This is a genomic window from Pseudarthrobacter sulfonivorans (assembly GCF_001484605.1).
Lineage (GTDB): Bacteria > Actinomycetota > Actinomycetes > Actinomycetales > Micrococcaceae > Arthrobacter > Arthrobacter sulfonivorans_A.
Genome location: NZ_CP013747.1, coordinates 4,542,217 through 4,558,652 on the forward strand (window position 1 = coordinate 4,542,217; position 16,436 = coordinate 4,558,652).

20 protein-coding genes and 1 pseudogene are annotated in these 16,436 nt (G+C 66.0%); 12 read left to right on the top strand and 9 right to left on the bottom strand.

The genetic code is table 11. From position 1 onward, the window contains the following. Positions 1 to 18: 18 nt before the first annotated feature. Entirely contained in the window at positions 19 to 399 is a 381-nt protein-coding gene (locus tag AU252_RS20650) for a cupin domain-containing protein (protein WP_058932317.1), read from the bottom strand. 139 nt (positions 400 to 538) lie between these two features. Here AU252_RS20650 and AU252_RS20655 point away from each other — a divergent pair, with 139 nt between their 5' ends. The 7 genes and pseudogenes from AU252_RS20655 (at position 539) to AU252_RS24215 (ending at position 4,444) form a co-directional block, all read left to right on the top strand. Next, positions 539 to 901 (top strand): TraR/DksA family transcriptional regulator, encoded by a 363-nt coding sequence (locus AU252_RS20655; RefSeq protein WP_058932318.1) that lies wholly within the window; start codon positions 539 to 541, stop codon positions 899 to 901. A 194-nt stretch (positions 902 to 1,095) separates the two neighbouring features. After that, positions 1,096 to 1,530 (top strand): DNA alkylation repair protein, encoded by a 435-nt coding sequence (locus AU252_RS20660; RefSeq protein WP_346425559.1) that lies wholly within the window; start codon positions 1,096 to 1,098, stop codon positions 1,528 to 1,530. 53 nt (positions 1,531 to 1,583) lie between these two features. Then, complete coding sequence (locus AU252_RS20665; RefSeq protein WP_056340407.1) at positions 1,584 to 1,784, top strand: DUF1918 domain-containing protein; 201 nt, start codon at positions 1,584 to 1,586, stop codon at positions 1,782 to 1,784. A 54-nt stretch (positions 1,785 to 1,838) separates the two neighbouring features. Continuing rightward, positions 1,839 to 2,363, top strand: coding sequence for an NUDIX domain-containing protein (locus AU252_RS20670; protein WP_083510499.1), 525 nt, complete (start codon positions 1,839 to 1,841; stop codon positions 2,361 to 2,363). Between the two features lie 62 nt (positions 2,364 to 2,425). Then, complete coding sequence (locus AU252_RS20675) at positions 2,426 to 3,094, top strand: heme oxygenase (biliverdin-producing) (RefSeq protein ID WP_058932320.1); 669 nt, start codon at positions 2,426 to 2,428, stop codon at positions 3,092 to 3,094. Positions 3,095 to 3,157: 63 nt separating this feature from the next. After that, positions 3,158 to 3,424 (top strand): annotated as a pseudogene (locus AU252_RS24840) (DedA family protein); the annotation flags it as partial. A gap of 216 nt (positions 3,425 to 3,640) precedes the next feature. Continuing rightward, positions 3,641 to 4,444 (top strand): thioesterase family protein, encoded by an 804-nt coding sequence (locus tag AU252_RS24215; protein ID WP_058933086.1) that lies wholly within the window; start codon positions 3,641 to 3,643, stop codon positions 4,442 to 4,444. Between the two features lie 48 nt (positions 4,445 to 4,492). On the opposite strand, the gene AU252_RS20685 is transcribed toward AU252_RS24215, so the two are convergent. From AU252_RS20685 to AU252_RS20695, 3 genes are all read right to left on the bottom strand, one after another. After that, positions 4,493 to 6,187 carry a SulP family inorganic anion transporter gene (locus AU252_RS20685; RefSeq protein WP_058932321.1) on the bottom strand — a complete coding sequence of 565 codons (1,695 nt, stop codon included), beginning with the start codon at positions 6,185 to 6,187 and terminating at the stop codon, positions 4,493 to 4,495. 22 nt (positions 6,188 to 6,209) lie between these two features. Then, positions 6,210 to 6,914 carry an endonuclease/exonuclease/phosphatase family protein gene (locus tag AU252_RS20690; RefSeq protein WP_058933087.1) on the bottom strand — a complete coding sequence of 235 codons (705 nt, stop codon included), beginning with the start codon at positions 6,912 to 6,914 and terminating at the stop codon, positions 6,210 to 6,212. 93 nt (positions 6,915 to 7,007) lie between these two features. After that, positions 7,008 to 7,397 carry a DUF2177 family protein gene (locus AU252_RS20695; protein ID WP_058932322.1) on the bottom strand — a complete coding sequence of 130 codons (390 nt, stop codon included), beginning with the start codon at positions 7,395 to 7,397 and terminating at the stop codon, positions 7,008 to 7,010. A gap of 16 nt (positions 7,398 to 7,413) precedes the next feature. On the opposite strand from AU252_RS20695, the gene AU252_RS20700 reads away from it, so the two are divergent. After that, a complete protein-coding gene (locus AU252_RS20700) occupies positions 7,414 to 8,181 on the top strand; it encodes a lipoate--protein ligase family protein (protein WP_058932323.1) in 768 nt (255 codons plus the stop codon). Positions 8,182 to 8,209: 28 nt separating this feature from the next. Here AU252_RS20700 and AU252_RS20705 read toward each other — a convergent pair whose 3' ends face one another. The 3 genes from AU252_RS20705 to AU252_RS20715 form a co-directional block, all read right to left on the bottom strand. Beyond that, positions 8,210 to 8,851, bottom strand: coding sequence for an MBL fold metallo-hydrolase (locus AU252_RS20705; RefSeq protein ID WP_058932324.1), 642 nt, complete (start codon positions 8,849 to 8,851; stop codon positions 8,210 to 8,212). After that, positions 8,848 to 9,933 carry an S-(hydroxymethyl)mycothiol dehydrogenase gene (locus tag AU252_RS20710; protein ID WP_058932325.1) on the bottom strand — a complete coding sequence of 362 codons (1,086 nt, stop codon included), beginning with the start codon at positions 9,931 to 9,933 and terminating at the stop codon, positions 8,848 to 8,850. Before AU252_RS20710 ends, AU252_RS20705 begins: the two co-directional genes overlap by 4 nt. An 83-nt stretch (positions 9,934 to 10,016) precedes the next feature. Next, entirely contained in the window at positions 10,017 to 10,274 is a 258-nt protein-coding gene (locus AU252_RS20715) for a mycoredoxin (RefSeq protein WP_056340387.1), read from the bottom strand. A 130-nt stretch (positions 10,275 to 10,404) separates the two neighbouring features. Here AU252_RS20715 and AU252_RS20720 point away from each other — a divergent pair, with 130 nt between their 5' ends. Then, positions 10,405 to 11,154 (top strand): SOS response-associated peptidase, encoded by a 750-nt coding sequence (locus AU252_RS20720; RefSeq protein WP_083510502.1) that lies wholly within the window; start codon positions 10,405 to 10,407, stop codon positions 11,152 to 11,154. 24 nt (positions 11,155 to 11,178) lie between these two features. Here AU252_RS20720 and AU252_RS20725 read toward each other — a convergent pair whose 3' ends face one another. Continuing rightward, positions 11,179 to 11,601, bottom strand: coding sequence for a VOC family protein (locus AU252_RS20725; protein ID WP_058932327.1), 423 nt, complete (start codon positions 11,599 to 11,601; stop codon positions 11,179 to 11,181). A gap of 19 nt (positions 11,602 to 11,620) precedes the next feature. Between AU252_RS20725 and AU252_RS20730 the strand changes: the two genes are divergently transcribed. Next, entirely contained in the window at positions 11,621 to 11,941 is a 321-nt protein-coding gene (locus AU252_RS20730) for a chorismate mutase (protein ID WP_058933088.1), read from the top strand. Between the two features lie 90 nt (positions 11,942 to 12,031). Here the strand turns inward: AU252_RS20730 and AU252_RS20735 are convergent, their stop codons facing one another. Further along, positions 12,032 to 12,421, bottom strand: coding sequence for a hypothetical protein (locus AU252_RS20735; protein WP_056340376.1), 390 nt, complete (start codon positions 12,419 to 12,421; stop codon positions 12,032 to 12,034). Positions 12,422 to 12,575: 154 nt separating this feature from the next. Between AU252_RS20735 and AU252_RS20740 the strand changes: the two genes are divergently transcribed. Both AU252_RS20740 and AU252_RS20745 read left to right on the top strand, forming a co-directional pair. After that, entirely contained in the window at positions 12,576 to 12,911 is a 336-nt protein-coding gene (locus tag AU252_RS20740; RefSeq protein ID WP_058932328.1) for a DUF6504 family protein, read from the top strand. Beyond that, entirely contained in the window at positions 12,908 to 16,396 is a 3,489-nt protein-coding gene (locus AU252_RS20745; protein WP_058932329.1) for a DNA polymerase III subunit alpha, read from the top strand. The genes AU252_RS20740 and AU252_RS20745 overlap by 4 nt, the downstream gene beginning before the upstream one ends. Positions 16,397 to 16,436: the final 40 nt, after the last annotated feature.

A 16,436-nucleotide genomic window follows, 5' to 3' on the forward strand; every position in this document is an offset into this window, starting at 1 on the left:
CGGGGGAGGGCAGCCGGGTCACGTTCCCGGGGGCTTGGCGAATTCCGCGGCGCTGAAGAATTCAATGCCGACGAAGGCTTCGTCGCCGTCCACCCAGGCGTCATGCCCGGGTGGAATGGTGTACGAATCGCCGGCGCTGATGCTGATCCGGTTGCCACCGGTGGTCTCGACGTTGAGGGCACCGGAAACGCAGTATCCGACGTGGTTGTTCTGGCAGGACTCGGTCTGGACCACCGGCTTGATGCAGTCCGACCAGCGCCAGCCGGGACTGAACGTCAACCGGCCGACCGTGTAGTCGCCCAGGTTGACGACATCCACTTCGGTTTTCTCCGGCCGGCGCTTCTCATCCGGTGTGTTGTGGGACTTGACTGCCAGTTCTGTGACGATGTTTGTAGGCATGACACACAGACTTTCTCTGTTGGTTTTGTGTCCGGCAGCTTTCTGTCCCTGGCTGCCAGACCGCATCTGAGGCGCTTACGCTTGCCAGCATCCTCCCGCCGGCGGCGCTTGTCGAGACCCAAACCACTAGGCTTTTCCCATGCCCGATTTTGAACGGTTCCGGGTCCTGCTGGAAGAAGAGCGCGCCCGGAAACTCGAGCTGCTCCCCGCGCTCCGTGCGGACATCTCCTCGGCGAACGCCGCACGCCAGGATTCCAACGTGGATGACGAACACGACCCCGAGGGTTCCACCATTGCGTTCGAGCTATCGCAGGCCTCGGCGCTCCTGAAACAGAGCATTGCGGGACTTGACCAGGTGGACGCGGCCCTGGCGCGGATTGCGGCGGGCACCTACGGCACATGCGCCGTGTGCGGGGACCCCATCGCGGAGGGACGGCTCGAAGCCCGCCCGTCGACGCCGTTCTGCATCCTCCACGCCGCGGCCGGCCGGCAGGGACGGTAGCGGCGCCATGAACCCAGGTGTCGTGAACTCCAGTGCCGTGACTTCAAGTGCCGTGAGCGGGAGGGTGCTGTGAACGGGCGTGTGCAGGAGGCTGCCGGCTTCTCGATGCCACCCTGCAGAATGAGGGCGCCTGGTACCGGGCGGAGGACGTGGAGGCCCGGGTTGGCGGTGTCCTAGGCTCCTACGGATCGTCGGTGGGAGCCGTACGCGGCACCGTCCGCGACGCCGGCAGGAAGTTCAAGGATCTTGGCCACGATGAAGTGACCGCTTTGGCATCTCTCCTCTGGGGCCGGCCCGGTGCCGGCAGGCGGCCGGTCTATGAGAGGCGGCTCGCCGCCGTGGTGCTGCTGCAGTCCAAGGTTGCCCTCCTTCGCCACTCTGACCTGACCCGGCTGGAGGGCTTCATCAGAACCGCGCAGACCGGTGAGCTGGTGGACCCCCTGATTGCCGACGTTGTGGTTCCGTTGCTGCAGGGACTGGGCGAAAGCGGCCGCCAGCGCGCCGACGTCGTCATCACCCGCTGGCACCAGGACCCCGACGATGCGCTGCGCCACGCTGCCCGGCTCATCGCGTCTCAGGGACCTGACCTGCAGCGCATTTCCGGGAACCGCGGCGCGGAACGCGACTGACCCCTGTTCCCCGGTCCCCGTCAGTCGTACTCTGGGGCTTGGAGGTGATTGCCATGGAGGCAGCGCAGGGCGACAGGATTATCGTCCGGGGGAGGACCGTTGGATCTTCGGACCGGCACGGCGTGATCGTGGAAGTCCGTGGTCAGGAAGGTCATCCGCCCTACCTGGTCAGGTTCGACGACGGACACGAAACCGTTATGTACCCGGGCGGTGATTTCGCCGTCGAACGCGGACACGCGGGACAGGCCGGCTGACCCGCCGCGGGCGGCCGCGCGTCCGGGCCACCGGGCACCTGTCAGACTGGTGGCATGGATCACTCCTTGGCTGCCACGTCCCCTGACGCGAACCTCACAATTCCGCCGGTCCGGACCGGTCCGCGGGACCCCGGTGACGCCTGGGTGGAGGGCGGCCGCGGCAAGTTCTGGGGCAGGTTCGGTGCCGCCGGCGTGCTGGCTTATGACCCCGGCAAGGGCGTTCTCCTGCAGCACCGCGCGCTGTGGAGCCATAACGGTGGTACCTGGGGATTGCCCGGCGGAGCATTGCACCAGGGCGAGGACGCAGTCACCGGGGCCCTCCGCGAGGCGCACGAGGAAGCCGCGGTACCGGCCGCGGATGTGAGAGTCCTCTTCACGTCTGTGCTGGACGTCGGCTACTGGTCCTACACCACCGTTGTGGTGCTGGTGACCGCGCCTTTTGAGCCCGTGATCAGCGATCCGGAAAGCCTCGAACTCCAGTGGGTTCGGTTGGACGAGGTGGACGCAAAGGAGCTCCATCCCGGTTTTGCAACATCGTGGCCGGACCTGCGGACGCGCATGCTGGAAGGGCGGGATTAGGGTTGCCTAAGTGCGGTGCGCCATAATGGTGTTCCGACCCCCTGCTGCGCGTGAGGAAGAACATGACCGCCCCGCTCTCCGTGTTGCTCAAACAGTCCACCAGTGCGGCCCACGAAGAGGCCGAGTCGTCCCCGTTTATGGGCGACCTGCTCGAGGGCAGGCTGGACGCGGCCGCCGTCGCTGCCCTCACTGCCCAGCTGTACACGGTGTACGGTGCCATGGAATCGGTGGCGCGGTCCGAGTACGGTTCTGATCCGCTGCTGGCAGGGTGCCTGGACCCCGCCCTGGAACGCATGCCTGCCCTCGAGGCGGACATGGCGTTCCATTACGGTGCCGGTTGGCAGGACCGGCTGGCGGACGGCCGGATTGTCACCGTCCCGGCCACCACGGCCTACGCCACCCTGATCCGCGAACACCACAGTGCCGAGTTTATGCTCGCCAACCACTACGTCCGGCTGCTCGGGGACCTGTCGGGCGGGCAGATCATCCACCGCCTGGTCCAGCGGCACTACGGAATCCCGGACGACGGCCTGAACTTTTACCTCTTTCCCGGTATCGGGAAAATGAAGCAGTACAAGGACGGCTACCGGCTCCGGCTGGACGCCCTGGCGCTGGACAAGGACGGGACCGAGGAGGTGCTCGCGCACGCCGCCCATGCCTTCCGGCTCAACGGCGACATCTTCGCGGACCTGCAGCTCGCCGTCGGGGCCCGACCGCAGCCCGCGGCCTGACCCATGGACCAGTTCCTGGATCTGCCCTTCGGCGTGGCGGCGGCCAGCCTGTTCGCCATTGTTATGCTGCGCGTGAATGCGACGTACTGGATCGGCCGGGGAGCGGCAGCCGGGATGGAACACACGCGGTTCGCGTCGTCCTGGAACGGCCAGCGGGCCGGCCAGGCGAAGGCGCTCGTCCGCCGGTGGGGACCGTTCGCCGTGACCCTTTCGTTCCTGACCATCGGCCTGCAGACGGCCGTCAACCTCGCCGCCGGTGCTGCGAAGATGCCGCTGCGGCGCTACCTTCCCGCCGCCGTCGCCGGTTCCATCCTCTGGGCCCTGATCTATGCCACCATCGGGCTCGCCGCGGTTGAGGCGTGGCTGGCGCTGGTAGCCAGGTCCCCGTGGGGGCTTGCCGTGCTGGCCGCCGCGGCCGCGGGACTTATCGCGTGGCTGCTGGTACGACGGCGGCGCCAGCCGCAGGGGAGCGCTGCCGAGCAGGCGGAGGCGGGCACAGCAGATAAGGTGGGAAGAGCCGCACACGAACAAGCGAAAGGGTCAATGTTGACTGCTGCACTCCCGGACCTGGCCGACGGTGACTACTACTACCAGTCGCTCGGCGGCGGGCACTTCCGCTCCACCATCCACGCCCAGGGGGCCTGGAACGAGCACGAACAGCACATGGCGCCCGCCTCCGGCCTGATGGCGGACAGCCTGGAGCGCCACGAGCCCCGCGCCGACATGCGGATGGCCCGGCTGAGCTACGAGATCCTGGGCCTGATCCCGGGTGGCGGGTTCCAGATCGAAACCACCACCCTCCGCCCCGGCCGTACCATCGAGCTCCTGCAGGCAGAACTGGTTGCCAACGGCCGGGTGGCCATCCGCGCCACCGCATGGCGAATGATCACCAGCGACACGGCCGCGGTTGCCGCGGTCGAGGACACCGCTATCCCGGCACCGGATGAATGCAAACCGCTCGACGGCCCTGCCATCTGGCCAGGCGGCTACATCCGGTCCCTGGAGATGCGTGTGGCCGAGGGCCACCGGCCCGGCGCCGGCATCGTCTGGCTCCGCACCCAGCACCCCCTGACGGATAAAGCCGACAGCGGCGACCTGGCCCGCCTGATGGGCCTCGTGGACACGGCCAACGGCATCGCGGCCAGGGTTCCGCCGGGCAAAGACAGCTATGCCTTCCCCAACCTGGACCTGCAGATCCACATGTACCGCAGGCCCGAGGGCGAATGGCTGGGCCTGGACAACGCCGTCTCCTTCGGAACCGACGGGATTGGCCTCACGTCCACCGTCCTGCACGATCTCCAGGGCCCCTTCGGTCGCGCCGAACAGATCCTCACGCTTCGCGGGACCTGACGGCCTTGCCCTGACTACCGGACCGCTGTGACTACCTGACCTGTGTGACTAGTCGGCGCCGGTGACGCTTTTGTAGCTGTGCACCGCGTTGTCCAGGGTGGGGAAGAAATGGTCGGCAGTGAACCGTGCGCTGGCACCGAACCGGATCAGGCGGTCCTTGATCGGTCCCTTCATTTCCGCGAAGACCATGCTGATGCCGTCCTTCGCCAGTTCATCGTCGAGCCGGATGAGCTCATCCAGCGCCGTGGTATCCAGGCCGGTAATCGGCTCCGCCGCCACGATGACCCATTTCACCGGCCAGGGTGCGGCGTCCACCAGGCCGTGGATGTGCTCGGCGAAAACGTCCCCATTGGCAAAGAACAGCGGTGCATCGAAGCGGGCAATCACCAGCCCCTCCACCCGCCGGCCTTCGGGATGCCGGTCCAGGTCATGGAAGCCCGGAACGTCCGCCAGGCTCGCCAGCTCGGTGCGGTACGGATCCCAGGCGCGCTGGACAAAGGCCAGAAGGGACAGCCCAATGGCCACGGCAATTCCCGGCAGGACCCCTACAAAGGCGACGCCGAGGAACGTCACCACCAGGAGGAGGGCCTCGATCCGGCTTATCCTGACGAGGCGCACCAGCGTTCTCACATCAACCAGCGACGACGCCGCCACGATCACCACGGCGGCGAGCGTGGCGGTGGGAAGGAAAGCCGTCAGCCCCGGTGCGACGACCATAAAAACGACCACGAGCAAGGCTGCCACCACACCGCTGAGCTGCGTCTTCGCCCCGGCGTCGAGCACAATCGGTGTGCGGGAGGAACTTCCGCACACCGGAAAGCCGCCCAGCACCCCCGTTGCCACGTTGGCAATGCCCAGTGCCCCCATTTCCTCGTTGCCGTTGACCCTCACTCCGCGGCGCGCGGCGAGGCTCTTGGACAAGGTGGAGGTGTCCGCAAAAGCGATCAGCGCGATGCCTGCTGCAGGGCCCACCAATGCCAGGACGTCGTCCGTGCCAATTCCGCCCAGCGCAGGGGCCGGGAGTCCCTGCGGCAGGGCGCCGACCATGGGCAGCTGTCCGGCCAGGCCCAGTACGGCCACTGCGGCGATGGAGCCGGCCACCGCGAACAGGACGCTGGGCACCTTCCACGGAAGAAAGCGGCCGGCGACAATGACGGCCACGCTGCCCGCACCCACAGCCAGGGCGACGGGATTGATACCGCCGCTGAAGACCGCCCCGGCCAGGGACGTGAGGCGTTCAAAGAGGCCATCGGCGGAGACGTCGATCCCCAGCAGCCGCGGAAGCTGGCTGACGGTGACGGCCAGTGCGATGCCGTTCAGGTATCCAACGCGGATAGGCCGGGACAGCAATCCCGTCACAAACCCCAGCTTGAAGATCCGGCCTGCTATCAGGAAGACGCCGATCAGGATGGCCAGCACTCCGGCCATGGCCACCGCTTGCTCCGGATCCCGGCCCGCCAGCGGAAGAATGGCGGCCGCGATCATGGGTGCCAGCGCTGAATCCGGCCCCACAATGACAACCCGGGATGGCCCGAACACGGCATAGAAGATCATGGGCACCACGGAGGCATACAGCCCGTTCACCGCAGGAAGCCCGCTGGCCTCGGCGTACGCCATCCCTGCCGGCACCAGGGCTGCGCTCAAGGCTGCCCCGGCCACCAGGTCCGACTTCAGCCAAGACCGTTTGTAGCCACGCGCAACACCAACGCCGGGTAGCGCCTTGTTGATCCAGTCGTGCCGCACTCGGGCCTCCAAATTGGTGAAATCAGGACGCGGGGGGCTCCTGGAACGGCGTCGAATCCTGGCCATATTCGGCGGTCACCAGGATCGGCAGGTGGTCGGAGGCGCCGCGGGGCAGGGTTTCCACATTCTCGATGTTTAGTCCCAGGGACGTGGCAAAGTCGAAGTGGCCCTTAAATACTTTGTAGCGTGTGTAGGTCCGGCGGTCACTGAGGGAGAGTTCGTAGCCGGTGTTCTTCATGTGTTCGTTGAGGTTTTTCGTGAAGAAGGGGTAGTTGAAGTCACCCACCATCAGAGTCATAAGGCCGGTGCCCATGCCCAGGAGTTCGGCGTGGGCCGCGTGGATCTGGTTGCGCCGCAGCGAGTTGGTGGCGGTCAGCGGAGCGGCGTGGAACGAGGCGATAACCAGTTCGTGGTCGGTCTCGTTGTCCCGCACGCGCGTGCCGATGAGGCGCTCATGGGCGGGCGCCAGGACCATGTCGTGCAGGGACTTTTTGAGTGCGAAGGTCTTGGTGCCGTGGGCCGTGAACCGGTCGGGCCGGTAGTAGATGGCCAGCCCAAGGCGGTTGCCCTTGGTGGAGTCGGCGAGCCGCAGCGGACCCAGCGTGTCCGGCAGGTCCGAGGTGTCACACTCCTGGAGGCACAAGGCATCGACGCCGAAATTCTGGGCAAGATCAACCAGTTCCCCACTGGCCTGGTGCTTGCGGAGGTTGTAGCTAATGACGCGTATCAGTGGATTACCTCTTCTGAGGAGTAGCGGGTGGACCCAGTTCCTGAGTTTAGCCACCCGATGGGGGACGGTGCAGCAATACACCGCTGGATGTCAGGTGGCGCGGAACACCAGCCAGCCGGCGAGGGTGGACAGTCCCGTTAGGGCGGCACCCCACAGGATGTCAACAACAATGAGCTGCAGCGGCCACGTCTTGAGCGTGGCGGCATTCGTCAGGTCATACGTCGCGTAGGCAAAGGCGCCCAGGGCGGCCCCATAGCCGACGGCGGTCAGCCAGCTGCCGCCGTCGAGCGCCGGCCGCAGCGCAAAGAAGACAATCCCCGCTATGTACATGACATAGAAAGCCACGGCGTAACCTAAGTGTGGCTTGTCTGCGAGCAGGTCACCGATGTGGCTGCGGTAGAACGGGTTCATGAGCTTGAGCCAGACGGCGTCGATGACCGCGAACGCAGCCGCGACGACAAGGAATTGCAATATGACCATAAGGGAGCTTAGCAATATGCAGGACGCCGAAGCGGGACTCCGGACGCTCACTGTGGTGCGGCAGGATCATTCCCTCGGCGCCGCACGTGACCTGGAATTCGGCCTCGAACTGCTGACCCAGGCGAAGACCGGCAGGATCGGCCCCACGCTGCGGCTGTACCGGCCCGCGCCCACTGTTGCCTTCGGCCAGCGGGATACCCGCCTGCCCGGCTTCGACGCGGCCGCCCGGGCCTGCCGCGAGCACGGATTTGAACCCCTGGTGCGGAAGGCCGGCGGACGCGCCGCCGCCTACCACGAGGGCACGCTGGTGGTGGACCACGTGATGCCCCATGCGGACGCCATTGCCGGTTCCAAAGGCCGGTTCAGCTTCTTTGGTGAGCTGCTGGCGCAGTCCCTGCGGGACGTCGGTGTGCAGGCAGCGGTTGGCGAAATTCCGGGGGAGTACTGCCCCGGGGAGTTCAGCGTTCACGGCACCCACCCGGCCCACCCGGCGCACCGGATCAAACTCGTGGGCACAGCGCAGCGCGTGGTGAGCGGCGGGTGGCTGTTCAGTTCCGTGATCGTGGTGGAAAATTCCGCCCCCATCCGCAGCGTCCTGACGGACAGCTATGCAGCCCTGGGCCTGGATTGGGACCCGGCCACCGCCGGCGCGGCCAACGATCTGGTGCCTGGCCTCACGGTCCAGGATGTTGAGGACGCCGTTATTGCCGCGTACGCGGGCCACGCCTCCCTCCAGCATGCCGACTTCAGCAGCTATGCAGGTTTGGATACTCGGGAGGCGTAGCCCGCGCTTGCCGGGCCGGCCGGGGCTCTTAGTGGCCCCGGGCGATCCACTCGTCCAGGTGCGGGGATTCGGCCCCGATGGTGGTGCTGTCGCCGTGGCCGGTCCGGACCACCGTTTCGGCCGGCAGCGGCAGCAGCCACGTCCGGATCGACTCGATGATGGTGGGGAAATCGCTGTAGGACCTGCCAGTGGCGCCGGGGCCACCCTGGAACAGGGTGTCCCCGCTGAAGAGCGAGCCCTCGCCGTCGGGCCCGTCAGCCAGGTGGAAGGACACCGAGCCGGGCGAGTGCCCGGGCGTGTGCAGGGCCGTCAGGCTGGCACCCGCCACCTCAATGACGTCGCCGTGCTTGATGGCGACATCGGGTTCCACGTCAGGGTAGACGCTGTGCCACAGCATCCAGTCGTCCTGGTGAAGGTGGATCGGTGCCTGGACGAGGTCCCAGAAGTCAGCTACTGACCGGATGTGGTCGTCGTGGCCGTGGGTCAGCAGGATCGCCTTGAGCTTCCGGCCACCCACGGCGGCAGCAACGGCCTTGGCGTCGTGCGCGGGGTCGATGACCACGCATTCCTCATCGTTGCCCACGATCCAGACGTTGTTGTCCACATCCCAGGTGCCGCCGTCGAGCGAGAACGTTCCGGACGTGACGAGACGATCGATCCGGACGCTCACAGTTCCACCACCGAACGCAGCACGGAACCGGAGTGCATCTTCTCGAACGCTTCCTCCACCTGGTCGATGGTGATCCGCTCGGTGACGAACGCATCCAGGTCCAGCTTGCCCTGCTTGTAAAGGCTGATCAGCATGGGGAAGTCCCGGGACGGCAGGCAGTCACCGTACCAGGAGGACTTCAGCGAGCCGCCGCGGCCGAAGACGTCCAGCAGGGGCAGCTCCAGGGTCATCTCCGGCGTCGGGACGCCCACCAGCACCACGGTGCCGGCGAGGTCGCGGGCGTAGAACGCCTGCTTGTACGTTTCGGGACGGCCGACGGCGTCAATCACCACGTCAGCGCCGAAGCCGCCGGTGAGTTCCCGGATTTTCTCCACGGGGTCGGTTGCGGAGGAGTCCACGGTGTGGGTGGCGCCGAGGCCCTTGGCGCGGTCCAGCTTTTTCGCGTCGATGTCGACGGCGATGATGGTGGTTGCGCCGGCGAGCGCGGCGCCGGCGATGGCGGCCACGCCCACACCGCCGCAGCCGATGACGGCGACCGTATCACCGCGCTTGACGCCCCCGGTGTTGATGGCGGCGCCCAGTCCGGCCATGACGCCGCAGCCGAGCAGGCCGATGGCGGCAGCATCGGCCTCGGGATCCACCTTGGTGCACTGACCGGCGGCCACGAGGGTCTTTTCGATGAACGCGCCGATGCCCAGGGCGGCGGACAGTTCGGTGCCGTCCTCAAGCGTCATCTTCTGGGTGGCGTTGTGGGTGTTGAAGCAGTACTGTGCCTGGCCGCGGTTGCACGCGCGGCAGTTGCCGCAGACGGCCCGCCAGTTGAGCACCACGCGGTCGCCCGGGGCGACGTCGGTGACGTCGGGGCCCACGGCGCTGACCACTCCGGTGGCCTCGTGGCCCAGGAGGAACGGGAAGTCATCGCTGATGCCGCCCAGTTTGTAGTGCAGGTCGGTGTGGCAGACGCCGCTGGTGATGATGTCCACCAGGGCCTCGCCCGGGCCCGGTTCCGGGACCAGGATGGTCTCCAGAGTGACCGGGGCCCCTTTGGAGCGGGCTACGACACCTTTGACTTTATGGACCACGAAAGGCTCCCTCAATGCAGATAGACAGAACGGGACCAACACGGATGTTGGTCCCGTTCTGTCTACCACACGAGCTGCCGTGGTCAGGCTGCGAGGCGGCTCTTTACCTCGGCAGCGGAGGGGTTGGTGGCGGCGGTGCCGTCCGGGAAGAGCACGGTGGGGACGGTGCGGTTGCCGCCGTTGAGCTTCTCCACGAGGTCGGCTGTGCCCTCCACCTCTTCGATGTTGATTTCCGTGTAGCCGATGCCCTGCGCGTCCAGCTGCTTCTTCAGCCGGTTGCAGTAGCCGCACCAGGTGGTGGAAAACATGGTGATGGTGCCGTTCTCGGGGGTAAAGTCCACGGAGCTCTCCTGAAATCGTTGAGGGGGTTCGTTCCCGTCAACGGTAACCCGGGGCGGGCTATTCCCTGAGCCGGCCCCGGCAGATGCGGTGCCGGATGACAGCACATAACGCTGATGGCATGCTGGAGCCATGTGTGGACGCTATGTGATGGCACGGGCCGTGGGTGACTTGCTGGCCGACTTTGATGCCCAGCTGGAGGAGGAAGTGCATCTTCCCCCGTCATGGAACGTGGCGCCCACCGACGACGTGCCGATCGTCCTGGAACGGCTGATCGACGACGGCCCCGTGCGGCAGCTGCATGTTGCCCGCTGGGGCCTGGTGCCGTCCTGGGCGAAGGATCCTGGTATCGGCCCCAAGATGATCAACGCGCGGAGCGAGACTGTGCTGGAGAAGCCGGCCTTCCGCAAGGCCGTGAAGTCACGTCGCTGCGCTGTCCCGGCGGACGGGTACTACGAATGGAAGCAGGGCACCGGCAAAGCCAAGCAGCCCTACTACGTCCATCCAGGCAAAGGCAGCGGGCTGGTGTTCGCGGGCCTGTATGAGTGGTGGAAGGATCCGTCCAAGGCCGAGGGCGATCCCGGACGGTGGATGCTCTCCACATCCATCCTGACGGCAGATACGCCGCCGCCCGGTGCCGAGTCCACAATTTTCGGCAAGCTCACCGCCCTGCACGACCGCGTGCCGCTGCCCATGGACCGGGCCACGATGGCGTCGTGGCTTGATCCGCAGATCGATGACGCCGCCTTCCTCGTGGACCTGGTCCGGGCCCACGTGAAGGAAGTCGCGGCCGACTGGCATGTGGATTCGGTCGGCACCGAGGTGGGCAACGTACGCAACAACTCCCCGGAACTGATCCGGCCGGTGGAAGCCTTGTTCTAAACCGGCATTCGGGGCGGCATGCCCCTAAACGGTGACCTTGCCGGCGTCGTCCACTGTCCACGTGGGGTTGTAGGCAACTTCCCAGCGGAAGCCGTCCGGATCGGCGAAATAGCCGCTGTACCCGCCCCAGGGCTGGGTGACCGGCGCGGCGACGATAGTGGCCCCGGCCGATGCCGCTTCCGCCATGACCCGGTCCACCGCCTCGGTGCTGGGCAGGTTGTGGCTGAGCGTGATGCAGGGGACCGGGCCGGGGACACCTACCCCCGCCTCGGCGTGCATCTGCGCTGCGTCCCACAGGGAAAGGATGAGGCCGTGGTTGACCTGGATGAACACCACATCACCGGGAAACTCGCGGTGGACAGGCCAGCCGAGGCCCTCCGCGTAGAACCGGCGGGAGGCGTCAACACTGCGAACGCCTAGTGAGATGAAGTCGACTCTGGGCTGCATGCTTCGATACTGTCAGAAGATGGCAACAATTCAAGGAAACGATAGGGACGCTTTGGCCGACAAAGAACAGCTCGCTGCCGTTCGGATTGCGGTAGACGAAGTTGACGAGCAGATTGTCACCCTCATTGCGCGGCGTGAACGCCTGATCCGGATCGCCGGAACCCTGAAGGGGGACGACGCTGAAGTCCGCGCCCCCGGCCGGGTGGAACGGGTGATCGAGCATGTCCGGGCCGCCGCGAAAAAGAAGGACATTGATCCGGACATTGTGGAATCAACTTACCGGGCCATGATCTCGGGGTTCATCAAACTCGAAATGAAGGTCCACAGAGAAAGCAGCTGACGCTGCCGCAGGTGCTGTCCGGACACGGTTGCGGCAGCACCTGCTCGGTGTTCCCTAGAGCGTTTCGTCGACCTAGAGCGTTTCGTCGACTTAGAGCGCTTCGTCGACGGCGACGCCCGACTGGAACTCCCTGCCGTCAGCCTCGCTGAAGGCCGACATGATGTGGCCCTTGCCCAGGCCATGGACGGCCGCGACGGGGAAGTTGCCGGTGATGGTGCTGCCCGAGTGCGTCACGCCGCCAAGATCATAGTTTTCCTCGGCGCTCTGGTCATGGCTGAACGAGTAGAAGGCAATGGCCTCCCCGTTCATGAACTCAATGCCCAAGCGTCTTTGCGATGAGTAATCAGGGCTCGCCGCCACCAGTCCCACTACGTACGCACCTGCCCCCGGTATGTTGCCGTCGATATCAAAGGTTGCCACGAGCTTTTCGTCCTGGGCCTTGATGCTTACGTGCTTGAGGAGTGCGTCATTGGTGCTCATGCCACAATCCTGCCTCCCTGCTGCCCGTCCGTCCACCCCTGTCTAGGTTTTGTCGGAGCGTCGTCGTAGACTCGAGGTATTCGAACATGTATTCGAATACCTTGCTTTTGCATCAGCATTTTGCATCAGCTCCGTTCAGTTCCGGGAGGCGCCCATGGGTATGTTCAGCGAGTCCGTGGACGTCGTCTGCACCCCCGCCGGCCAGCCGCTGAACCTCCAGTGGGCCGGACGGCACTACACGGTGTGCGCCGAACCCGTCCGGTGGTATGAACGCCGGCAGTGGTGGGCCGAGGAACGCCGTGCGCCGCTCGGCAGCGGGCCGGGGCTGGTGGACCACGAAATCTGGCGCGTCCAAGTGCAGGCGGACCCGCGGAGTACCGGCCCCCGGGATGCAGGAGAGCCGCTCACCCTGGACCTGAGCAGGCATACCGGCAGCGGCCGCTGGAGGCTCCTGCGGATCCACGACGCCCTCCGGCCACAAACAGCATGAGCTTCTCCCACCTTCACGTTTCCACGGCCTTCAGCGCACACTATGGCGTTGCCTGGCCCGACGAACTGGCCCAGGTTGCCGCCGCGGACGGCGCAACCGCGCTCGCTTGCACGGACCGGGACGGCCTCTACGGCACCATCAAACACCTCAAAGCCTGCATGGAAGCCGGCATCGACCCCATCGTGGGGGTGGACCTTGCGGTTTTCGACGACGACGGCGACCACCGCACCCAGCTCGCCGGCAGGGTAGTGGTGCTCGCCCGCGGCCACAACAACGGGGCGGGCTACCGCGCACTGTGCCGGCTGGTGTCCGATGCCCATGCCCGCACCTCCGGCAAAGCCGGGGGAGCGGTGCCCGTGGCGGTCACCCGCGCCGAACTCGCCTCCCGCACGCTCGACCCCAAAACCCTGAAACCGGTCCTGACGGTCCTGATCGGCCCGGATTCCGACGTCGGACGGGCCATGAGCGGCCGGCGTTACCTCCGTCCGCGCACCCTTTTCAAAAGCTGGCTGGACGCCATGCCCCCAAGAACCCTGGTGGCGGAAGTCGTTTCCCAGCTCACTGCCCCCGGAGCGCCCCTGAGCACCGCCCACGCAGTGCGTATGCTCAAACTCGCGGAAGAACACCACGTACCGGCCGTGCTCACCAACGCGGTCCGCTACTGCGCAGAGGACGGGGCCGCCACAGCTGACGTGCTCGACTCCGCCCGGACGCTGAAGTCCCTCCCCGAACTCGCGGCCGAACCGCTGCTCCAGCCCAACGGGCAGGCCTGGCTCAAATCATCAGCGCAGATGCTTCAGCTCGGCAAGGAAATCATCCGCGCCGCAGGGTATGGCGCAGCGGACCTCAAACAGCTGATGGCACAGACCGAGGCGCTCGCCGACTTCTGCCGGATTGACCCGGTGACTGACATGGGCTGGAAGCAGCCGGTGGTCCCCGAGGCATCGGTCATTGGCATCAGCCAGGACCCGCACGATGAACTGGTGCAGCGCTGTGAGGCCGGGATCAGCAGGCGGTTCCCCGGAATATCAGGCTCAGCCCGCAAGGACATGCGCTCGCGGCTGGAGCACGAGCTGGGAATCATCAGGAACCTCGGGTTTTCCTCCTATTTCCTCACGGTCGCGGAGGTCTCCCGGATGATCATGGACATGGGGGTCAGGGCAGCCGCCCGCGGTTCCGGGGCCTCCAGCCTGGTCAACTACCTGATTGATGTCAGCCAGGTGGACCCCCTGCAACACGACCTGATCTTCGAACGCTTCCTGTCCCGGGACCGGGCCACGTTGCCGGATATCGACATCGACGTCGAAAGCGCCGAACGGCACAACGTGTACCGGCGGATCTTTGACCGCTTCGGTTCCGAGCGCGTCACGCTGATGAGCATGCAGAACGGGTACCGCGCCCGCGGTGCCGTCCGCGACGCCGGGATGGCCCTGGGGATGGACGATGACGACGTCGGTGAGATCGCCAAGCAGCTGTGGCGTTTTTCGGCCCGGAAATTCCGTGAGGCATTGGTTGAGAAACCTGAGTTACGGGAGTTCGCTGGCCGGGTGGAACAACGGGACTTCACCGAAAACCAGCAGCTTGACCTGCTGGTGGACCTCACGGAACGGCTGGACCGGCTGCCCCGCCATATCTCCATGCATCCTTGCGGGGTGATCCTGGGCGATGCCACGCTGCTTGACCGGACCCCGGTGCAGCCCAGCGGGCTGGGGCTGCCCATGAGCCAGTTCGATAAACACGACATGGATCCCATGGGCATGCTCAAGCTTGATGTCCTGGGGGTCAGGATGCAGAGCGCCATGGCGTTTGCCGTCCGGGAAGTCATCCGGATCCATCCTTCCAAGGCGGAAGTGGTGGCGGCAGGGGCCCACCCTGCAGGTCCTGACGGAACCGGGCCGGACTACATCGCCGAGAACGGCCGCATCGACCTCAATGCCGTGCCGCTGGATGATGAGCCAACCTACGAACTGATCCGCAGTACCCACACCCTGGGCTGCTTCCAGATCGAGTCGCCCGGACAGCGCGAGCTGATCGGCAAGCTGGCGCCGCGTGAGTTCAATGACCTCATCATCGACATTTCGCTGTTCCGGCCGGGCCCGATGAAATCGGACATGGTGCGGCCTTTCCTGGAGCACCGGCACGGCTTCGCGCCGGAGGTCTACCCGCACCCCGACCTGAAACCCGTGCTGCAGGAAACGCATGGCGTCACTGTCTTCCATGAACAGATCCTGAAAACCTTCCACGTGATGACCGGCTGCGGCCTGGCGCGCGCGGATGAGTTTCGCCGGGCGCTCGGCAACGAGGTCCACGAGCTGAAAGTGGAAGAGTTCTTCCGCAAGGAGGCCCGGATCAAGGGGTACTCCCCGGAAGTGGTGGACAAGGTCTGGGGGACCCTGAAAGCCTTTGGCAGCTTCGGCTTCTGCAAGGCGCACGGCGCGGCATTTGCCGTTCCCACCTACCAGTCCGCCTGGCTCAAGACGCACCACCCCGAGGCTTTCCTCGCCGGGCTGTGGGAACACGATCCCGGAATGTACCCCAAACGGCTGCTGGTGGCAGAGGCCCGCAGGCTGGGCATCCCCATCCTGCCGCTGGACATCAACCGCAGCCAGGCCGAGTACCGGGTGGAACGGGTCGCGGACGGGCCGGATGCCGGCAAGCTGGCGATCAGGCTGAGCCTTAACGGCATCTATGGCCTGTCCGGGACCGAGCTTAAACGGATTGTCGCCGGCCAGCCTTACGACTCCCTGGCTGACCTCCGGGCACGGTCCAGGCTGAGCAAGCCAAGCATCAAAAGGCTCGCCCAGCTGGGTGCCTTTGATTCCCTGCACCGGGAATCGGGCGGCGCCGCCAACCGTGCAGACCTCGTCCAGCACCTGCAACAGCTCCAGGCCGCGGGCGGTACCCGGAAGGGCGTCGACATCATGGAAGGGCAGCTGTCCCTTCCGCTGGGGGATGTGGAACTGCGGAACGTCAAACCAGGGCTTCCCGCACCCACCCTGGTGGAAAACGTCCGGGCCGAACTGGACCTGATGGCCATGGATGTCAGCGGGCACCTGATGGACAGCCACCGGCCCATGCTGGACCGGCTGGGGGTCACCACTGCAGACAAACTGTTGAGCCTGCGCAACAACACCGAGGTGCTGGTGGCAGGGGTGCGCATCGCCACCCAGACACCGCCCATGCGCGGCGGCCGGCGGGTGGTGTTCATCAGCATCGACGACGGCACCGGCTGCGTCGACTCCGTGTTCTTCCACGAAGCCCAGGAACAGGCGGGGCTGCTGCTGTTCGGCACCAGGCTGCTGCTGATCCGGGGCACCACCCGGCGGACAGGTCCCCGGGGAATCAGCCTGAGCGCCAGCATGGCCTGGGACCTGAGCCGGGTGGAATCCCTGCCGTTCGCGGCGGACCGGGTGGAACGCACCGATGTACCGCATCCCCTGGACGGGATCAGCCGAAGCCTTGCGATTACCGGAATGGGCGGCTGAACGGCCGCGGGTCCCGTTGGTCGGCCTCCCGGGAAACCGA

Bases quoted from the DNA above. Each gene is read 5' to 3' on its own strand.
- AU252_RS20650 (WP_058932317.1), bottom strand. From the start codon at position 399: ATGCCTACAAACATCGTCACAGAACTGGCAGTCAAGTCCCACAACACA.
- AU252_RS20655 (WP_058932318.1), top strand. From the start codon at position 539: ATGCCCGATTTTGAACGGTTCCGGGTCCTGCTGGAAGAAGAGCGCGCC.
- AU252_RS20665 (WP_056340407.1), top strand. From the start codon at position 1,584: ATGGAGGCAGCGCAGGGCGACAGGATTATCGTCCGGGGGAGGACCGTT.
- AU252_RS20670 (WP_083510499.1), top strand. From the start codon at position 1,839: ATGGATCACTCCTTGGCTGCCACGTCCCCTGACGCGAACCTCACAATT.
- AU252_RS20675 (WP_058932320.1), top strand. From the start codon at position 2,426: ATGACCGCCCCGCTCTCCGTGTTGCTCAAACAGTCCACCAGTGCGGCC.
- AU252_RS20695 (WP_058932322.1), bottom strand. From the start codon at position 7,397: ATGGTCATATTGCAATTCCTTGTCGTCGCGGCTGCGTTCGCGGTCATC.
- AU252_RS20700 (WP_058932323.1), top strand. From the start codon at position 7,414: ATGCAGGACGCCGAAGCGGGACTCCGGACGCTCACTGTGGTGCGGCAG.
- AU252_RS20720 (WP_083510502.1), top strand. From the start codon at position 10,405: ATGTGTGGACGCTATGTGATGGCACGGGCCGTGGGTGACTTGCTGGCC.
- AU252_RS20725 (WP_058932327.1), bottom strand. From the start codon at position 11,601: ATGCAGCCCAGAGTCGACTTCATCTCACTAGGCGTTCGCAGTGTTGAC.
- AU252_RS20730 (WP_058933088.1), top strand. From the start codon at position 11,621: ATGGCAACAATTCAAGGAAACGATAGGGACGCTTTGGCCGACAAAGAA.
- AU252_RS20735 (WP_056340376.1), bottom strand. From the start codon at position 12,421: ATGAGCACCAATGACGCACTCCTCAAGCACGTAAGCATCAAGGCCCAG.
- AU252_RS20740 (WP_058932328.1), top strand. From the start codon at position 12,576: ATGGGTATGTTCAGCGAGTCCGTGGACGTCGTCTGCACCCCCGCCGGC.
- AU252_RS20745 (WP_058932329.1), top strand. From the start codon at position 12,908: ATGAGCTTCTCCCACCTTCACGTTTCCACGGCCTTCAGCGCACACTAT.